Consider the following 20,088-nt stretch of genomic DNA (forward strand, 5'->3'; position numbering starts at 1 on the left):
CCTTTTATTTTTTGTTCTGAAACAGTTAAAATCGTAAGATTTTTGTCTATGATTCGGAGCATTTTTTTGATAGTATGAAGCATAGCATATCGTTCCTTCCATTAGATTTTGTGTGGTAACTTAATCCTATCAGAGAACGATATGTTTTTTTATATAAAAATGAACATGGGACTGAGAAAAGTATTTCTACTTTCACCAGTCCCATTTATTATAGAGCCATTTTTATTAAAGAGGGAACTATCAGTCCATGATAGTTCTCTTTTTCTTAGTAACGATATATTTATGTGGAATTCAGCGATTTTTTTATCAATAAATATGCTAAACTATCATAGAAAGAACCGTCAAAGTTCGTAGACAGCGAGGAGTATTGAGAGTAGAGAGCGAAGTTGACGCTAAAGATATGAAAAAGGAGTATTAGTAGAGTATTGCAGTTTGAGGATACAGGCTGTAAAACTGCAGATAGAGTCATAAAAAGACGAAGGGGAAAAGGAAATGAAAAAGAAAATAGGGCTGCTAGCGGTATGCGTTGCTTTAATAGTCATCGGCTGGACATTTCGAACAAAAGAGGCTAACGTTGGCTCCGTTAGTAAATCAGAAAGAAAAAAATACGGAGAAACAATCTTTAATTATATGAAAGCAGAAACCTATTTTAATTCTGAAACAATAGAAGCGAGTCCAGAGGTCAAAAAAATTAAATTGGTCCTAGAGTTTTATGGACAAGATGTTGCTAAGGAAAGGATGACTGTTTATCTAAATCAAACCGTTTTAGGGCTTGATGAACATGGACAAGATGTCTATGGTTCGAATTTTCCTGCAGTGTACACACTTGAAAAACAAAAAGCTGGCTATAAAGTCACTCACTATGAAGAACCAAGAGATGGTTCATTTTATCAAGAAGATCTCAAGAGAATGTTTCCCAAAAAAAAATTTGGTTCATTGAATAAGTTAAAGAGTGGTAAAATCACTTTTGAAGAAGAGATAGAGTAAAATTTAAGCAATCAGTCATCCAGTGCATAATTAAAATAATAAACAGGAGCGGATAGAAAATGAAGAAAAAAGTGTTGGGGATTTCTATGGGAGTAGTAGCACTTGTAGCAATTGTTATCGGAGTCATTGTGTTCCAGCAACAAGCAAAGGAAAAGAAAAAGATTGCCACAGCACAAGAGAACATAGCGACAATCGAAAAAGAAACAACGAAAGATGGCGCTCTTTATAAAGAAGTCACTGCCCTTTTTGATAAAAAGGAAGACTTTCTAAGCAAAGAAATAACGCCTGCGACTATCAAAGAAATCAAAGACAAGCTTTTAAAAAAACAAACAGAAATTAAAAAACTGAAACGTGAGTATGAAAAGAAAATAACTGTCGATACAGCTGAAATGAATTGTCAAAACTTGCAGAAAAAACTTACTCTAGCGAATGCTAAACTAGAGATACAAACAGAAACAAATGAATTATTCAGCTCAAAAGAACTCGCTATTAAAGGTGATAACATCAAAAATGAGCTGCCGATCACAGTAAATTTGACGAAAGGAAAAATTACTGAAGTCACAGATACACTCTCAGAAAACAAAGAGCTAAAAGGCAAATGGAAAGAAGCCATCGATTCTATCCTTAAAAATGCCACAGAGCAAGTGGATCAAGTAGAGAAAATCAAAAAGTTGATCAATGAATCCTTTGACGGAAATATACCAAAAGTAACGGTCCAACAAAGCGACTATGACACTTTAAATAAGGAAATCGAAACGGTCAAAAATGAAGAACTAAAAGCGACATTTACAGCAAAATTGATTTTAATGAAAGCCATGATCGATACTCAAGGTCAGATCAGCGCTTTAACTCAGCAACAACAAGCGGCTGAACAAGAAGTCAATAAAGCTTTAGAAAAAGCCAAAGCAGAAGCAGATAAAGCAAAAGAGCAAGCGACAGGAGACGATAAACTGTTGCTTGGCTATTCAGATGATCAGATTGAATATGCTCGCGTGTGGCTGACCTTGATCGGTGTGAAACCGTCAGAACTAAATGCAAAAACAATAGCTGCAGGAACACCGCTCAATCCATATGATAAAGGTAGTGCAACGTATCCAACAGATGCCATTATGCTTTACGGTGGCTATAGTGCGGAAGGACAAATCACTTATACAAGCAATCGAAACGGAACAATCAATGTATATCCAGTACCAAGTCATTGGCAAATCGGAGCGGAAAATGCCAATAATCCTGAATTTGTAGCTAAAATGACGCAAGATATTTTAGATAATGTAAGAGTAGTGACTGTGGATGTAGGGAATCCAAGAGATGTGTTGGATTTGATTAGAGTAGAGAAGTGAAGTGAATAAATTTAACTTAACAAAACAGGTAGTTTAGAAAATAAAAAATTTCTAAACTACCTGTTTTTATATAGCCTTAATGCTCTTATATTTATTTTTTTTGCATATTTTGCTTGGATAAGAAAAATATACATAAAATTTAGTATTATTCATTTTTTTATTGAAAAATATCTTGAAAGAATTAAGTTCAAGATAATTTTGTTCTTTATTAAATGTAATCAAAAGAGTGGAATTGATTACTTATATAAGTATATTCTATTATTTTTATTTAGTCTAGTGTAAAAAACACAAATTTTTATCAAATTTTTCTCTTTTTTGTTAAAAAAATGATAAAAAATTATTGTTTTATTGATTGTTTCCATTTTAGAAAAGAGATATTTATATGTATAATTCGTTTTTTAGCCGTCAAAAAACCGTCAAATTAAAAATTCCTAGGAGGAGAAAAGTATGTCAAAAAGAGGAGAAAATATCTATAAACGAAAGGATGGTCGCTGGGAAGGACGATATAGAAAAGGTCGGAATAAGGAAGGCAGAATTGTTTATGGCTATGTTTATGGAAAACAATATAATGAAGCAAAAGAAAAATTATCAAAAAAAAAAGCAGACTATTCTATATATGGAGAAACAGCTCTACAAGAAGAAATGATGGTTGATGAATGGTTAAATTATTGGCTGAACATTTTAATGAAAAATAGAATCAAACCATCTACCTATTCAAATTATAGAGGGCGAATCAACCGTCATCTTTCGCCATTTTTTAAAAATAAACCATTATCTGAGCTGGAAACAGCTGATATAGACAGATTTATTTATTCATTGTATCTATCAGATCTTTCATCCAACACGATTCGCAGTATTATTAGTATGTTAAGAAGTGCTCTAAAAAAGGCTGTAAACGATAATAGAATTTCAAAAAATCCCTGCCAAGGGGTCCTTTTGCCGGCACTAACCAAACCAAAAATAAAAAGCTTAAACAGAAAGCAACAAAAAAAATTAGAACAGATTTCTTTATATAAAAAAGAGTGTTCGGCAGAAATTATTGCGTTGTATACGGGAATGAGAATTGGAGAAATCAGTGGATTAAAATGGGAAGATATCGATTTTAAAAACAATAAAATTTTTGTAAAAAGAACCATTTCCAGAATCCCATCCATAACAGAACCAAACAAAACTGAGATTATTATTGGGAAACCAAAGTCAATTAATGGAGAACGTGCCATACCGATATCTAAAAATCTAAAAAGATATTTATTGGGAAAAAAGCAAAAAAGTACCAGTGTATTTGTCATTTCCTGCAAAAATAGTTTTACCGAACCACGTATTATTAACTATCGTTTCAAAAAAGTAGTAGAAGAATCAAAAATAGGTCCTGTTCACTTTCACGCGCTTCGTCATACTTTCGCAACGAGATGTGTTGAATCAGGAATTGATATTGCGACATTGAGTAAAATCTTAGGACATGCATCGACCAAAATGACACTCGACATCTATACGGATTCATTGTGGGAAACGAGACGCTCAGCCATGATGGTGATCGATAGACAACTTAATTATGATGAAAAGATACTCTTATAATGAAAGAAAGGCATTCAGCAAAACGCTGAGTGTCTATTTTTTAACCGTCAAAATTATGGTCAAATCTTACTGAGAAATGAGGAATAATCGGCTGGATCGAATGAATATCTTGAACTTAATTCTTTCAGGATATTCATTAGTGCGGTTTTTAAAATTAAAGTGATAAGTATAAATTTCAGATCAAAACATATTCAATAGTATTTTGCTTTTGAATGCACACTAAGAAAAGTTTTTAGTTCTGGATATAAATTTAGTAGGAGGTACCTGCGATGTACACTATCGGTATTTTTCGAGATTCGTCTCAACCTGTATTGGATTATACCAAAGAATTGGTGAGCTTAGGTCATGAGGTTACGATTTTACAAGTCAAAGATGTCGGTTCTGAACTAGCAAATGTAGATGCATTTATTATTGAAGAATCCACTAGGAGTGAGCTTTCCAATATTTGCAAAAATATTCTGGAATTAAGAATGAGATTAAATAAATTGATTTGGGTATTGTTGACTGAAAATGATGAAGAGATAAAAACAAAAAAGAAAATTTACCTACAACTAGGTGCAGACGGTGTCTCTGTTTATGAAGATGAGTTTGTTTTACAATTTTCAAATATCTTAAAACGGATTGAGAATAAGGAAGAACCCAACGTTTTAAAAACGATGTCAACGGCAGGGCCCTTATTAGAACTACTTCCAGAAAATCTCAGTGTTTTAAAAGAAGGGAAAGTCGAAATCAATTTAACTAAATTGGAATTTAAAGTCTTAGAACTCCTTCATAATAAGCACGATAAAGCATTGACTTATGAAGAAATCTACCAACATATTTGGGAAAACGAAAGTACTGAGAAAAAAGAGTATCGAGTGAGTAATATCATATTCCATTTAAGAGGAAAAATAGAAGAAGACCCCACCACACCGAAATTCATCAAAACTGTTCGAACAATCGGGTACAAATTATCACTGAATCCACAGATAAACAATGTTGAGATGAATCAAGCTTGAAGGAGGTGAAGAAACTGAGAACATTCTTTGTAAACTAATGGGGCAGGAGGGAAAATGAATGAAATGATTAAAAAAAGAAAATTTCAATTAGTTGGAATGAGCATAGCCATTCTTTCGATCCTTATTTTAGCTATGTTTTCACAGCTGCATTCTTCTACAAGTAAGATTTTTGCCAAATCACCGATTTCGTTGACAACTGTTGAAGAGGAACTTTATGCAAATGAAGTATTTCATATAAAGATCTCTGACACAAGAGGTGAAAACGAGCTGAAGAAGTCTGATGAGAGTAGTCCATCAACTGATTTGGGTGAGTCAAAAAAGGATTGGCAAGTTCGTCTTCCTGAAGGAATAGCGTTTAATGAAGCAGAAGAAAGAGCCATGCTTTTACAGGAAGACCCAAAAGCAACGTTTCCTGTTTTTAATTGGAATGAAGAAACGCGGATGTTGACTATCACAGTGGATAGTGATCAATCTTCCCTGAAATTAGCACTATTAGCAGAAAAAAGTGGTGATTATTCACTGACATTGACCGATGAAGCAAATAGTGTTGGTCAAGGAGAGTTAAAAGTTGTCGTCAAAGAATCGAAAGAGAATACGGACAATAGCCAAGCTTCTGACAGTTTAGATCTCGCTCAGCCGAGAGCATTAAGCAGCCGAGCTGCTGGAACAGCAGAAGTGACAGATTGGCAAAGTTTTGTTGAGGCGATCGCAGATAACACAGTGAATACTATTTCATTACAAAATGATATTACACTGTCAGGCACGCTAAATAACTATAAGGATTTATTTAGTGTGAGTTCAGTTGATCTAAACAGTGCGCAAAATGTTTATTTATATATCAATAAAAATGCGACTGCACGCTCACTGACGATTGATGGAAATGGTCATAACTTTAATTTTGGCAACTTAGCGATAGGCTTTTTAAACCAAACGAGTTATGTATCAGGAAGTTCAGGTACTATTTTTGGCTATTGGGATTTAAAATTTCAAAACATTAATATGAGTTCTTCAAACTATTCTGGCCCATTTTATATTTCATCGTATACGGCAACAGAGAGTGCTACGAATGGATTGACGGGAACGATTCGAAGTAACGCGAATATTTCTTATGATCTTACTTCAGCTACCAACACCAGAAATGTGACTGACTTTTTAGGTTACACGATTGGACTAAATGATCCATGGGTAACAAATGTGGAACTGTTAAATGATATCTACACAACTGCACCAACCTATTCATCTAGTTATTTTATTTACAGTCCATATTTACGTTACTCGCAAAATGTAACTACAGCGACATCGATTGGAATTGCTTCTGGTGGTGAGTCCCATATGTATTTCCAACTACAAGGAAATGCGCGGACTGTGAAAGTAAATGGAAACAACTACACACTAGATTTTGGTTCGCTCTGTTTTACTTTCCAAGCTTATAATAACTACGGTTCAAAAGACTGGGATATCCAATTTAGCAATATGACGGTTTATCACGGTAATTATTGGGGCGCAATGATTTTCAACAATGGTGCCAACGGTGGAAAGATGACCATGGATAATTATACTGGTTACGGAACACAGTTTTTAGAGTCGCAACAAACCAATTTAACCCTGAAAAACAAAGTCCATTTAGAACAACAACGTACATGGACTTCTGTAAGAAAAGACGGGACACCGATTCGTACGTGGAATGTGAATAATTACCAACAAGGAAGTTTAGCGATTTCCACAGCTGTTGTAGAAGATAATGCAGATGTTTATATTTCTTCACTTGGGTCGAATGTACTTTATATCCCATCAGGCAGTTTTAAAATCGGTAAAAATGTAAAACTAAAACTGGAACGTGGCAATCAAACAACTGCCGCCGAATACTATAATACGAATTTGAATATTTCAGGCGGTGTATTATCCGTTGGTGAAGGCTCTACTGTAGATATCTTAAACCATCACGGGACGTATGGTGGTGCTGTCTATCTAGGATCCGCTTCATCTGAGTTAAATATTGGGAAAGATGCGACGGTCAATATCCAAACAGATGCCTATTCTGGAACGGGAAACAACGATATAAACTATAATCCAATCTATATGAATGGTGGTTCCATTAACGTTTCAGGGAACTTAAATGTTAAAGGGGTAAACATGGGGGCCAGCACAACGGATTTATTCTATGTTGCAAATAACTCAACCTTTATCGTTCAGCCTAATGCTTCGTTTGATATTCAAAGTGACAGCACATCTATCTCGCAATATTTATTACGAATGGGCGGCGCATCATCGACCTTTAAATTCTCAGATGCAAAGCGTGTGAATCTACAAAAAAACAAAGCATTGACCAGTGGAACAACGACAAATAATGGCTTGATTTGGTCTCAAGGAAACTTGGATGTGTCTGTTCAAAATGTCTTCCAATGGTCACTGAATAATGTGGCTAGTGGAGCTGACGGCGATAGCGATTATACGTATGAGTACATTCCTATGAGTAATATGCGATTAGCTTATGGAAGTGGCTTTAATCCGACTATCACAGCATCTAATGCAATGACAAATGAAACCTTGACTCGATTTAACGCGAATTTTACAACGAGAGGACAACAACGCGTTCTCTTTACCCGAGTACCAGATCCAAATATTGCGATTCATAGCATTGCAACCGATAATCGAGGCAATAACAGTTCGACCACTGTATCTGGCTATGCGATTCCAAATGCCTATATCCGTATCTGGGATGTACCAGTCAATAACTCGATCACGGCAGCATTTGATCCATCAACTGATAGTATAAAATCACCTGTAGAAGATACGTCTACTCCAGCTGAATACCGTGCGAATTTTACAACGAAATCAGATGCGGCAGGGAATTGGTCAGTAACTGTACCAGCGGGTCATTATTTTACAGCTGGAAGTGTCATCCATGCCTACGGATTTGCGAATCTAAAAGCAGAAGAAGTGACACAAACAGTCTTGGATAAAACACCACCTACAGCTTCACCGGTGACTTATTATATGACGAAAGGTGATCCTTTGCCTGCAGCAAAAGATATGGTGAAAGATGTTAGTGATACAAGTCCGATCAATACTGGTTTTGATTATGCCTATACGGATCCTACTACGGCAGAAACAGCAGCGAATACGCCAGGAACACACACGGTACAGATTAATGTATCTGACAAGGCGGTTGATGCTGATGGAAATCCAGCACCGAATACCAAAGTTGTTGAGTCAACGTTAGTTGTCTATGAACAAGCTGCAGGTGTTTCAGGCTCTGATTTTGAAGCATCTTATGTGGATATACGTAATCTATCGGAAACAGAATTAAAGAATTATATCCTACAACATAGTAAGCCAGATGCATTTAAACTAGCGAACGGCACCAAAACAGACTTGACTCAATTTGTGACGGTAACGGATTTTGGCGGCTTAAATAATGTGAGTCAACTTCAACCAAAAGCCTACACTGTATCATTAGCAGTAAAAGCAGCTGATTCAGGATTACCAACAGACATCACAACAACGATTCAAGTAACCGTTGTGGATGTTGATGCCGTATTATCTGTTGAATTCTTAAATGAAGCAAACCAAGTATTGTCTGGTTATACGGTCAAACTAAATACCCAAGTCGGAGATACGATTGACTTAACAAAAGAAGAAAGTGTCACCACACAACTTACGAATCTAACGAAAGCCGGGTATGATATTGCCGAACGACCAGCCAATGAAACAGCGGTGAAGATTAATAATACGGCACTAACTGTTCAATACAAAGTACAAGGCGTATTAAGCTTGACCTCGGTACCAAGTGCTTTAGACTTTGGCTCACTAGCTTATAATGCAACAACCAAACGAGTAGAAGACCCAGAATTTGATAAACAACTAGTCGTTACAGATACTCGGGCAGATGCTGCCAATGGTTGGCGTTTGACGGCTACACTGACAACACCAATGAAAAACGGCAGCGGTCAAGAATTAGTCAATGCCTTACGTTATGTTACAGATGGTAAGGAGACGATTTTAAATACGAATGCACAAGTCGTTTACACAAATAGTAAGGGCACAGCAGGTAGCTTTGATGTTAGTGACAGTTGGGGCAAAACAGCAAATACTGATGGAATAAAATTACAAATCAATTCATCCGATACAGTGTATACAGGAGATTATGTCGGCGTAATTACGTGGAAAGTCATGGCCGGACAACCATAAAGGAGAGTGGAAAATGAAACATAAAACAATAAAATTGATCGTCTGCTCTCTGGTTGTGTTGCTAGGCATTTTTAGTTACTCAAGTAGTGCAAGTGCGAATGAAGGAACAGGTGGTCAGGTCAATCGAGGGGGGAAGATTTCGTTTTACGAAGAATCGACCGAACCGACCGATTCATCTACCAGTACTGAACCAAGTTCACAGAAACCGACAACACCAAGCGCAACAGCGAAACCAGCTGGAAAAAACCTTCCCAGCATGGGCGAGCTGATGAAACACTACGGCATTTTTGGCATAGGTATATTACTCCTATTGGTGCTACTTCTCTTTTTACGAAAACGTAGGAAGGGGGAGCAAAAATGAAGGTAACACAAATCGGTATCTGGTCGTTAGGAATTGTCAGTTTGCTTCTAACTAGCGAAATAGGCATCATTGCCCAAGCTGCCCCTGAAACGCTTGATCAATCAGGCTCAGTTAGTATCAAAGGAAGCGTGGTGACAAATCCTGTTGATCCAGAAAATCCAGGAAATGTTGTTGATCCAGGGGATAGTCCTTCAACCGAAGGCCCTCTTCGTATTGACTATGTTTCTGCTCTTGATTTTGGTGAAAGTAAAATTTCTAAAAATGGACGTAGCTATCATGCGCTTGCGCAGCAGTTTTTTGGTGAAACAGGCCCTAGAGGTAGTTACATTCAAATTACAGATCAACAAGCAGAATCGTCGGGGTGGACGTTACAAGTCAAACAAAATTATCAGTTTACCAATCCCATCATTCAAGAAACGGGTGAGCAGGATTTAAAAGGCGCGGTTCTTTCGTTAGATAAAGGATGGGCCAATTCAAGCGGTACTAGTGAAGCCCCGACCGTGATGCGAGAAACGATTGCGTTAAATTCAATCGGTTCAGCATACGAAGTTGCAACTGCCAGAGCAGACAGCGGGAAAGGCGTTTGGACCATTGCCTTTGGCGCATCGGATACGAATTCTAGCGATCAACCTGTAACACTGACACCTGTAGTAAATCAAACAGGAAAACCAGTGATAGACAGTATTTATAATAAACCAGTGTATAGCAATTCAGCAATCACACTAAGTATACCGGAAGCAACGAAGATTCATCCGGTAGAATACCAAACGGAGATAACTTGGATATTAGCCAAGTTGCCTTAATAAAAAAACACACAAACAATTAGGAGGAATAGCAATATGAAAGCAAGAAGTCTTTGTGCATCAACATTAGTAGCAATTTTAGGAGTAACGGTTTTAGGAGCGGCAACACCTGCATTCGCAGCGCCAACTGAACTAACTTCAGAAGGTACAGTAAAAGTGACAGAAGGTACTGCCGGTGGTGGCGGAACTGAAACAGTCGATCCAGAAAATCCAGATGAAGTATTACCAACTCCGGATCCAGAATCTCCAGATGAAAATACAAACACTGAGCAAGGATCTTTAGTTGTTGAGAAAACGACTGATTTAGACTTTGGGTCAGTTGAAACATCTGCAAATGCAGTAACAAGCTTTGCAAAACCAATGACATTTAACGGTGGAACAACAAAACGTGGTGCTTATGTACAATGGGCTGACGTTCGTGCCGGAGGCGTTTTCGGTTATACAATCACAGCACAATTAACAAAACAATTCACATCAGGAGCTAACGTATTATCTGGTTCAACAATTGACTTCAGCAATGGACTTGCTGCAGCGCAAGGTGATAATACAAACGCTGTTCCTTCAAACGTTCAAACTGGTTTCCAATTAACAGAAGCGGCGAATGATGCAAAAACAGTCGTTGTCGCTGACAAAGACAAAAAAGAAGGAAAAGGCCGTCACATCATCGAATTCGGTCAAAGTTCAACATCACAAAATGGAACACCAGGAACAGATGCAGAATCTGTAAAATTAACAATTCCTGCAGCAACTGCTTCAAACATGGCTGTAGCGGATTATACTGCTACTGTAACTTGGAAAATTACTGCTGCTGAATAAACGTTAAGTACTTTAGTAAGCTGGTGAAATCTTCACCAGCTTGCTTTTTAAATGAAAGAACCACCAACGAACTGATTTTTTCAGCTTACATAGGAAAAAAATAATTGAGAATATATGAGGTTTACAATGAAAAAAAACATAAAAACAACCAAACAATGGCTATTGCCGATCCTGATCGTAACCATCGGTCTGTTTTTTAGTCCATCTACGAATCATGCCGAAGAAAAACAAAACAACAATCCTGCTGGCGCAACAGGATTTACTTACAGCATTACCTTTCCTGATAATCAAATCAAAAAAGACCTAGGGTACTTTAAATTGCAAATGGAGCCAGGGAAAAATCAACAGATTTCCATCGCATTAAGCAATCCTGGTACTGAAAAAGTGATGATTGACGTTAAATTAAATGGGGCAAAGACGAACCAAAACGGTGTCATTGAATACGGTGAATCCACAATTAAAAATGATCCATCATTACCCTTTGATTTTACCAACATTGTCACAGGACCAGAGTCAGTTGAACTAGCACCCGGGGAAACCAAGAATCTGGATTTGACTATTCAAATGCCAGAAACAAGCTTTGATGGTGTGATTGCTGGCGGTATCCAGTTGATGAGAGCAGATCAAAATGGCACGACTTCTAATGAAGGCGGCTCAAAAATCATTAACCAATATGCCTATGTGATTGGTGTTGTGTTGCAGGAAACAGAAAAAGTACTTGCTCCAAATCTAGAATTAAACAGTGTAAAAGCTGGACAAAGCAATTATCGCAATGCTATTTTTATTAACTATTCCAATGTGATGGCAGCCTATTTAAATGATATGACAGCTGAAGTCCAAATCAAACCCAAGGGCAAAGACACTGTTCTTTACGAACGCAAACAAACCGCAATGAGAATGGCTCCTAATTCCTTTATTGACTTTCCTGTCAGTATGAATGGGGAACGCATGGTGGCGGGCGATTATGTAGCAAATATTCTCGTGACCTCTGGCGACAAAAAATGGGAATGGACCAAAGACTTTAACATTTCAGATAAAGATGCGAATAAATTCAACGAACGAGATGTTGGCTTAGTACAAGAAAAAGGACTGGACTGGAAATTGATCGCCCTGATCGTTGCAGGTGTATTAGTGCTGATTATCCTGATCTTCGTGATCATTCGTGTACTCCGTAAGAAAAAACAAGAAAAAGAATTAGCCTTAAAAAAAGAACGTAAAAAGAAAAAACAGCAAGGTTCGTCTAATGGAAAAAGCAGTAAGAAAAAGGATTAGAAAAGTATAGGAGCTGAAGTGTATGTCTGTTTTAGATTGGGTTTTCATCATAGGGATAGCACTATCAATCGTTGCGCTCCTAGGATCAGTTTATTGTTTAGTACAGTTTTTCCGTAAACGTGCTATGCTAAAAAAACTTCCGAATAAAAAATTTAAAAACAAAAAGAAAAATAGAAAAATCGCACGAAAAAAACAGCAGTTGATGAAACAGAAGAAAAAGAGCGTACGCCTATTTTGGGTAATGGCAGTAATAACAGCTATTTTAGCTGGTGGGATGTCGTATCTTTCTTATTATCAGTCGATGAATTTGACAACGGAGGATTCAGATTCGGTTGTGAAAGGCTACTATCTATTACGGGATTTTGAAGATCAGCTGATTGTAGCTCGTGATAAAAGTGATGATGAAGAAAAATTACAAAAAAACCTTCGCTACTTAGCCACCTCTATGGCAAGCTACGGGACGAAAAAAGCAAGTGACGTTAATTCAGAAGAAGGACAAATTACCTTGAATCGGTACTATAATTCAGTCAAACAATTAGGGATGAATGCAAGTACGCAAACAAAAAACTTTTTCGGCAACCAAGAATTGGTGGACAACTTTTTAGCAGACATCAAGAAAGCGCAAGTCTATGAAAAAGAAACATTTGATTATTACAAAGTGAATGAATCTGCTTTTAAAGAAGAAAAGTAATCCAAGTGAGTGATTTTCGATGGAGAAAGAATCAAAGCGCATAAGTAAAAAGAAACCGTCAACTACAAGAAAAAAACGTCCTTCTCAAAAAGTACCAGCAAAAAAGACAGGAAACAAAAAAAGACCAAACCATAATAAAAAGACCAAACGCAAAAAACACCCCGTCAAAAACTATCTAAAAGAACTTATCGTTGCTGTAAGTTTGAGTGTCGTGTTGGTGCTTGTCATCAGTTCTTTTTTTCTAACAATCGTAACGGTTCACGGTTTTAGTATGATCCCAACATTACGAGAAAAAGACCAGATCCTTGTTCAAAAAACAACTGACTTCAAACGCTTTGATTTAATTGCCTTTAAAAGTGGCAATGGGAACACGCAAATTAGACGAGTCATTGGTCTGCCAGAAGAAAAAATTGCGTACACGGATGATACACTTTTCGTGAATGACCAGCCGATAGATGAAAAATTTATTATGGATGAAATCAATGAAAGCCAGCGCAATGGCAAAAATTACACAGAAGATTTCTCGAATCGAACGTTAACTTCGGCTGTTGCGATTCCTGAGGGGTACTATTTGGTTTTGGGGGATAATCGACCGTATGCGACGGATAGTCGGCATTATGGTTTGATTGCAAAAGAGAATGTGATTGGGAAAGTTGCGATGCAGCTTTTGCCGTTTGGTGAGATGAAGAGTTTTTAGGATGGAGAAATTCCATCCTTTTTTTATATACAATTTTAACACTAAAATTTGATTCTATACTTATGTCGATAAATGTATTTTATAATTTCCTTTTAAGTAAGCAAACAAAACATTTAAAAATTATATATTTACATTGCGTTGTTTACGAATTACAATTAAGTATATATACTATTATAAAAACTAAGTCGTTAGACGTTTACTTTTTAATTATAGGAGGAAAAACGATGCCAAAGGATATAAACAGTAATTCCGCAGTAGCACAAGCTGTCGCTACTTCTATAGCATCATCGGTGAGTTCGCTAAATCAAGGCACAACGATCACGAAAGATACCCAAACAACTGTTACAGGTAATAGCAATGCGCAACTGATGGAATTGTTTGGGTTACTGGTACTTGGCATAATAGTTTATTGTGTCAACAATAAACTTAAATGATTATTATAAAAAAAATTAGGTAGTATTGTCAATATACTCTTTAAGGCAAATGGTTAGTAAAAATACAAATTTTGTTGGAGGAACGATTATGGCAAATGTGAAATATATTGGAAACGATACTAAGAAATCAGAAAAAGGAAAGATCCATACTAGAAATGGAAATCATACAGCATGTGGTGCTCGGATAGATGACAACCCACAAGATTGGGTAACAACAACACAATCAGTTACTTGTGAAAAAAAAGGATGTAAGTAATTTCAAAAATAATACTTTCTAAAGAAAATACTATAATTTACTAACTCAATACTTATAGAGTGATTGACAGTACTACGTAATTTTTTTTGTACGATAACAGTTCCCAGAAGTAGACGGGTAGGAAACAGTAGTTACTTTGGTTAAGAAATGACGAAATAACATTTTTTAAGTGCACTGAGTATACGCTTAGATAAGGGGAGTTGGATATAATTTAATAAGGAGATTGATTTTATATGCTGCTAACCTATCTTTGCGTTTCTGAAGCGTGAGATAAGAAGTAGCTCTCCAGAAATTAAGCGAAAATAATCAGTTCCGCATGAAAAATAATTTAAACTTTTTGATGATCTCAAAACAAGTATTATTGATTAACATATTAAGAAATAATCAGATAATTATTTTAAGAGTTAGAATATAGTTTTTTATATTTTTTGTGAGGAGGTTTATTATGTCTGATTTTAGTGATGTTATATCGTTCAACAAGTTTAAAGAAAACACATGTACATGGGAATTAAATATGGATTTAAGTAAACAAAAAAATGATTTTTTAGAAAATTATCTTGAAAATTATTTAAATTTTTTGTATGGTAGATCATTATTTCTAGTCGCGAAATCTGGAAACCAAGATCTTTTCTTGACTGTTTTGTTATCCATGAAAGAGTATAGAAACATATTGAAAATAGAGGAAATGAAGTTTATTAATTTTGATGAGGAATTAAGATGTTTTGAAAGTGAGAAAATTCTTTTTTTGAATTTACCGGAAGATATAGATTTATCAAATAAGAATAATGCTTATGCTATTCTTAATAGTCTTGAAAATCAATATAAGGTACAGTTGAGTAATATTTTGACAGAATATTCGAGAGAAAATCTATTACAAAATTTCTTTTCTAATGCAACTGCAATTAGTTATATTTGTGCTCAATCATATTCATGGGAATATGGAGATAAAATTAAATATCCAGTAGATAAAAATAAAATGAACTTGATTTCTGAAATATTGAGTTTAGTAAATAAGTTTGAAGTCTATGATTTACGAATTTTTTATGGCGGTGATAAGAAATCATTTGAGTACTTGATACATTTTGTACTAAACAGTCAGCTTGAATTTAAACAAAATGATGCTTTTGATATCGATATAATGAGTATTATGAAGATAACCCAATTACTACTTGAAATAGAACAAAAGAAAAAAAGTTTGAATCATCTTTACAAATCTGGAGGAACTATTTTAATTAGTGATAATAACTTGATTATAGATAATAAATTTCAAAAGAAAGTTCTTCAATATTTTGAAGAAACCAAGGACTTTGAAATTGATCTTTACAGTGGGGAAATCGATGAAATTTATTATCTTTTCGAGCAAAAAAGAGGATATTCACCATTTCTTTTGGAAGAATATCTTTATGAATATGATGGGAAATTTTTAGAGACTAGAACAATAATGACTTTCATTGAAAGTGAGGCCTTAGTTGAAGATATTTTTAGAAAAACAAGAAAAGATAAAGCAGCGATAAGACTGATGCTAGATGATCTAACTTTAAAAAAAATATCGAATGATAGTATTGCAAAGGAAACTTTTAGTAATGATAATCGGCTATTTCGTACTCCGTTAATCAAGATAGGTAACTATTATTTGGTATCGTTTTATACCCTATTAGAATCTTCATTATATTTTAGATATAGGATATTAAAAAATCATTTAAAAAAAGGATTGGATAGAAATACTAAAAACTTAGTTAAAGAAAATTTTGATGAATCTGATTTAAAGAATTTAGAACAGCTATTGATAGATAAAAAAGTATTAGGAAAAGTAAATTATGATTTAAACAAAAACTCGAATTGTAAAAAGTTATTTGCTAAAGAACCATCTATAGCACAAGAAATAGACTTTTATTATATAAAAGATAATACATTACATTTAATGGAATTGAAAAATAGAGATATTAGTAGAAGTTTACATGGAGTAGTTCAAAGTGCTAGTACAGCTGAAAAACATATGAAAAACATGTTAAAAAGAAAACAATTTTTTTTAAAAAATAAACAACTCTTTGGAGAAATTTTTGGAGCTGAATTTAATTCAATTCAATTGTATTTAGTAAATAAGTACCCACATTTCTTAGATGATAGTTATAATCAGGAATTTCAAGTGAGTATTTTTTCTTTTGACACTTTTTATGAATATATTTGTAAAACTTTGTAAGTTTTTATAGATAATAATTATTTGTTTTTATCAAAATTCACCTTTAATTGTAAATCAGGTATAATATTACTATAAACTAATTTAGGATAGGAATAGATACAATGAAAAAACAAATTAAAGTAGTCGGAGCTGTAATAGAAAAAAATGGAAAAATTCTCTGCGCCCAAAGAGGTAAAGATAAATCCTTAGCAGGCTTATGGGAATTCCCAGGAGGAAAAATTGAACAAGATGAAACTCCTCAACAAGCGTTAGAACGTGAAATCAAAGAAGAACTTCTATGCGAGGTTTCAATCAAAAATAAAATCATCACAGCAAGTTACGAATACGATTTTGGTATAGTAGAGCTAACAACATTCTTCTGTGAATTAATAGAAGGCGAACCAAAACTAACAGAACATGAAAGTATCAAATGGTTACCGATTTCCGAATTAAGCACTTTAGAGTGGGCACCAGCTGACATCCTAACAATTGATGCCTTAGTAAAAGGAGCATAAATATGAATCCTCTTCTAGAGAATTTTCAATCAGCACTTGAACATAGCTTTATTGATCAATCAAAAGAGTCAAACGAAGTTTACAAAGCAAAACTACTTGTAAATCCCGACGAAATGGGCAGAATGGTTCTAAATGATTTAGTAGACGAACTAGCAACGTGTACAGAATTTTTCTTTGCAGTAGCGTTTATCACTGAAAGTGGCTTACTAGCAATTAAAACAGTTCTTTCTGATTTAGCTAAAAAAAATATTCGTGGAAGAATCATTACCTCAAATTATCTCTATTTTAATTCGCCAAAAATGTTCAAAGAACTTTTAAAGCTAAAAAATGTAGATGTCCGAATTACAGAAATGGATGGTTTCCATGCAAAAGGCTATTCATTTAAACATGCCGACTATGAAACCATGATTTTGGGAAGTTCCAATCTAACCATCAAAGCATTAAAAGTAAATTGTGAATGGAATTTAAAGCTAAATTCACTTTCAAATGGTGATCTAATTCAAGCGATGAAACAGAATTTTGAGCATATGTGGGAAGCTTCAAAGCCCTTATCTAATTCTTGGATTACAAAATACCAAATGGGCTACAAACCAATTTTAAATGTGCAAAAAGTTGATACAATGGAAGAACCATCAACGCAAATAGATCCAAAGTCCATAGTAGATGAAATTGAGTACGCAACGAAACAGATCACGCCAAACGATATGCAAAAAAAAGCTTTAATAGAAATTCAAAAAATGCGTGACTTAGAAAAACCAAAAGCAATGGTGGTTTCTGCAACAGGAACAGGGAAAACGTATCTATCAGCGTTCGATGTTAAGGCATATCAACCAGAGAAATTTCTTTTTATTGTTCATCAAGAACAAATCTTAAAAAAAGCGAAAGATCAGTTCATCAAAATACTAGGAGAAGATGAAGAGAAATTTGGTATCTTGTCTGGTAACAGTAAAATCACCAACGAAAAATATGTATTTGCAACAATTCAAACATTATCAAAAGATGAAACTCTACAAAAATTTGCCAAAGATACTTTCGATTACATTCTAATCGATGAAGTTCATCATGCAGGAGCAAAAACCTATCAAAAAGTAATCGACTATTTTGAACCCAATTTTCTTCTAGGCATGACGGCGACACCAGAAAGAACAGATGGATTTAATATCTATGAAATGTTTGACTACAATGTAGCCTATGAAATTAGATTACAAGAAGCGTTAAAAGAAAACATGTTGTGCCCATTTCACTACTTTGGAATTACTGATATACAAGTTGATGGACAAACAATTGATGATAAATCCTCTTTTAATCAACTAGTTAGTGACAAACGAATCAATTATATAATTGAAAAAATCGATTATTACGGACATTGCGGTGATAAAGTTCGTGGACTTATCTTTTGCGGAACGAAAAAAGAAGCGCATGAACTAGAACAAATATTTAATAATCGTGGATTTGATACTAAAGCTTTAACAGGTGACCATAAGATTGACGAACGTGATCGAGTAATTGCTCAATTAGAAGCGGGGAAACTTGATTATATTATCACAGTTGATATTTTCAATGAGGGAATTGATATTCCAAGCGTCAATCAAGTTGTAATGTTACGAAAAACAGAATCTAGTATCATTTTCACGCAACAATTAGGTCGTGGATTAAGAAAAGCCAAGAATAAGGACTTCGTGACAATCATCGATTTTATTGGGAATTATGACAATAACTATTTGATTCCAATCGCTTTAACAGAAGATAATTCCTTGAACAAAAATAATCTACGTAAAAAAACAATGGCAACAAAATACCTTCAAGGAATGTCGACAATCATGTTTGACGAAATTACTAAAAATAGAATTTTCCAATCAATTGAATCATCTAAATTGAACAATGCAAAAAACTATCGAGAAGCCTATCAAAATTTGAAAAATCGATTGGGACGAGTGCCGAAATTAATTGATTTTATTAAAGAGCAATCAGTTGATCCAGTCATTATTACGAAATATAAAGAAAATTATCCTGAATTTTTAAACTGGCTAAATGAAGAGACTCCAACATTAAATAGCCAAGAAATGAAAGTTTTAACTTTCTTATCTAATGAACTTTTGAACGGTAAAAGAAATCATGAGTTACTGCTTTTATTAATGTTAATCGATAGGGAAAAAGTATCAACTGAAAATTATCAGTCGTATTTAAAAGAGCAAAATTATATTTACGATGAACAAACAATAAAATCTGTAGAACGTATTCTATCCTTAGATTTCTTTACTCAAAATGAAAGAGAAAAATATGGCAATACTCCAATTGCAATTTATTCTAATGATACATTTTCTCTAGAAAAGTCATTTCAAAAGAGTCTTCAGCAAAATCAATGGTTTGCTGAGTGTGTAGAAGATATCATTAAGACATCTTTTGAACGTAGTAAGCGTTATGTATTAAGTGAACCATTAACGTATAATGAAGTCTACGGTCGTAAAGATGTTTGTCGTTTGCTGAACTGGGAAAATAACGAAACGGGCACAATGTATGGTTATCGAATCAAATACAATACTTGTCCAATTTTTGTAAACTACCATAAAGATGATACAATCTCAAACGATGTAAAATATGAAGACGAATTAATCGATCAACATACATTATTATGGTATACACGTCCTAAATTAACCTTTTCTAGTAAAGAAGTTGTGGAAATCATGAACTACAAAGAAACAAATTTAGCAATTCATGTTTTCGTTCAAAAAGAATCTGGTGGAGATCCTGAGTTTATTTATCTGGGAAAAGCTTTTCCAAAACTAGAAACAGCAAAAGAATTAATCAAACAAGATAAGAATGGAAAAGACACCAATATCGTAAACATGGAAATGACGTTAGAAAAAGCTGTTCCATTAGAAACTTATGATTTTATCAAACAAAAATAATATTAAGAGGGTGGGACATTGTTCTCATCCTCTTAGTAATATACGCAATTTAACTAGAAAATAG

Annotated in this window: 16 protein-coding genes; all 16 read left to right on the forward strand. The window is 34.7% G+C overall.

Annotated elements, in window-relative coordinates:
- The first annotated feature begins 492 nt into the window (after positions 1 to 492).
- The 16 genes from V192_RS0104740 (at position 493) to V192_RS0104815 (ending at position 20,024) form a co-directional block, all read left to right on the forward strand.
- Positions 493 to 987: a hypothetical protein gene (locus V192_RS0104740; RefSeq protein WP_025869165.1), complete on the forward strand. Its 495-nt coding sequence runs from the start codon at positions 493 to 495 to the stop codon at positions 985 to 987.
- Positions 988 to 1,046: 59 nt separating this feature from the next.
- A complete protein-coding gene (locus tag V192_RS20825) occupies positions 1,047 to 2,327 on the forward strand; it encodes a hypothetical protein (RefSeq protein WP_025869166.1) in 1,281 nt (426 codons plus the stop codon).
- Between the two features lie 447 nt (positions 2,328 to 2,774).
- Positions 2,775 to 3,902 (forward strand): tyrosine-type recombinase/integrase, encoded by a 1,128-nt coding sequence (locus tag V192_RS0104750; protein ID WP_025869167.1) that lies wholly within the window; start codon positions 2,775 to 2,777, stop codon positions 3,900 to 3,902.
- A 269-nt stretch (positions 3,903 to 4,171) separates the two neighbouring features.
- A complete protein-coding gene (locus V192_RS0104755) occupies positions 4,172 to 4,900 on the forward strand; it encodes a winged helix-turn-helix domain-containing protein (protein WP_025869168.1) in 729 nt (242 codons plus the stop codon).
- Between the two features lie 54 nt (positions 4,901 to 4,954).
- The gene (locus V192_RS0104760) at positions 4,955 to 9,091 is read left to right on the forward strand and encodes a pectate lyase-like adhesive domain-containing protein (RefSeq protein WP_025869169.1); all 4,137 of its coding nucleotides are present in this window, start codon (positions 4,955 to 4,957) and stop codon (positions 9,089 to 9,091) included.
- Between the two features lie 13 nt (positions 9,092 to 9,104).
- Positions 9,105 to 9,452, forward strand: a complete 348-nt coding sequence (locus V192_RS0104765; RefSeq protein WP_025869170.1) for a hypothetical protein — start codon at positions 9,105 to 9,107, stop codon at positions 9,450 to 9,452.
- Complete coding sequence (locus tag V192_RS0104770; RefSeq protein WP_025869171.1) at positions 9,449 to 10,255, forward strand: WxL domain-containing protein; 807 nt, start codon at positions 9,449 to 9,451, stop codon at positions 10,253 to 10,255. The genes V192_RS0104765 and V192_RS0104770 overlap by 4 nt, the downstream gene beginning before the upstream one ends.
- Before the next feature lie 36 nt (positions 10,256 to 10,291).
- Positions 10,292 to 11,071, forward strand: coding sequence for a WxL domain-containing protein (locus V192_RS0104775; protein WP_025869172.1), 780 nt, complete (start codon positions 10,292 to 10,294; stop codon positions 11,069 to 11,071).
- A gap of 126 nt (positions 11,072 to 11,197) precedes the next feature.
- Positions 11,198 to 12,343 (forward strand): WxLIP family cell surface protein, encoded by a 1,146-nt coding sequence (locus V192_RS0104780; RefSeq protein ID WP_025869173.1) that lies wholly within the window; start codon positions 11,198 to 11,200, stop codon positions 12,341 to 12,343.
- 22 nt (positions 12,344 to 12,365) lie between these two features.
- Positions 12,366 to 13,034, forward strand: a complete 669-nt coding sequence (locus tag V192_RS0104785; RefSeq protein WP_025869174.1) for a hypothetical protein — start codon at positions 12,366 to 12,368, stop codon at positions 13,032 to 13,034.
- A gap of 19 nt (positions 13,035 to 13,053) precedes the next feature.
- Positions 13,054 to 13,731, forward strand: a complete 678-nt coding sequence (lepB, locus tag V192_RS0104790) for a signal peptidase I (protein ID WP_025869175.1) — start codon at positions 13,054 to 13,056, stop codon at positions 13,729 to 13,731.
- Between the two features lie 224 nt (positions 13,732 to 13,955).
- Positions 13,956 to 14,165, forward strand: coding sequence for a TIGR04197 family type VII secretion effector (locus tag V192_RS21500; RefSeq protein WP_025869176.1), 210 nt, complete (start codon positions 13,956 to 13,958; stop codon positions 14,163 to 14,165).
- 88 nt (positions 14,166 to 14,253) lie between these two features.
- A complete protein-coding gene (locus tag V192_RS21620; protein ID WP_167331071.1) occupies positions 14,254 to 14,421 on the forward strand; it encodes a hypothetical protein in 168 nt (55 codons plus the stop codon).
- A gap of 445 nt (positions 14,422 to 14,866) precedes the next feature.
- The gene (locus V192_RS0104805) at positions 14,867 to 16,621 is read left to right on the forward strand and encodes a hypothetical protein (protein ID WP_025869177.1); all 1,755 of its coding nucleotides are present in this window, start codon (positions 14,867 to 14,869) and stop codon (positions 16,619 to 16,621) included.
- A 101-nt stretch (positions 16,622 to 16,722) separates the two neighbouring features.
- A complete protein-coding gene (locus V192_RS0104810) occupies positions 16,723 to 17,115 on the forward strand; it encodes a (deoxy)nucleoside triphosphate pyrophosphohydrolase (protein WP_025869178.1) in 393 nt (130 codons plus the stop codon).
- 2 nt (positions 17,116 to 17,117) lie between these two features.
- On the forward strand, positions 17,118 to 20,024 hold the full coding sequence (locus V192_RS0104815) for a DEAD/DEAH box helicase (RefSeq protein WP_025869179.1): 2,907 nt from the start codon (positions 17,118 to 17,120) through the stop codon (positions 20,022 to 20,024).
- Positions 20,025 to 20,088 lie beyond the last annotated feature (64 nt).

It is taken from the genome of Enterococcus crotali (assembly GCF_000633635.1).
In the GTDB taxonomy this organism is placed as follows: domain Bacteria; phylum Bacillota; class Bacilli; order Lactobacillales; family Enterococcaceae; genus Enterococcus_L; species Enterococcus_L crotali.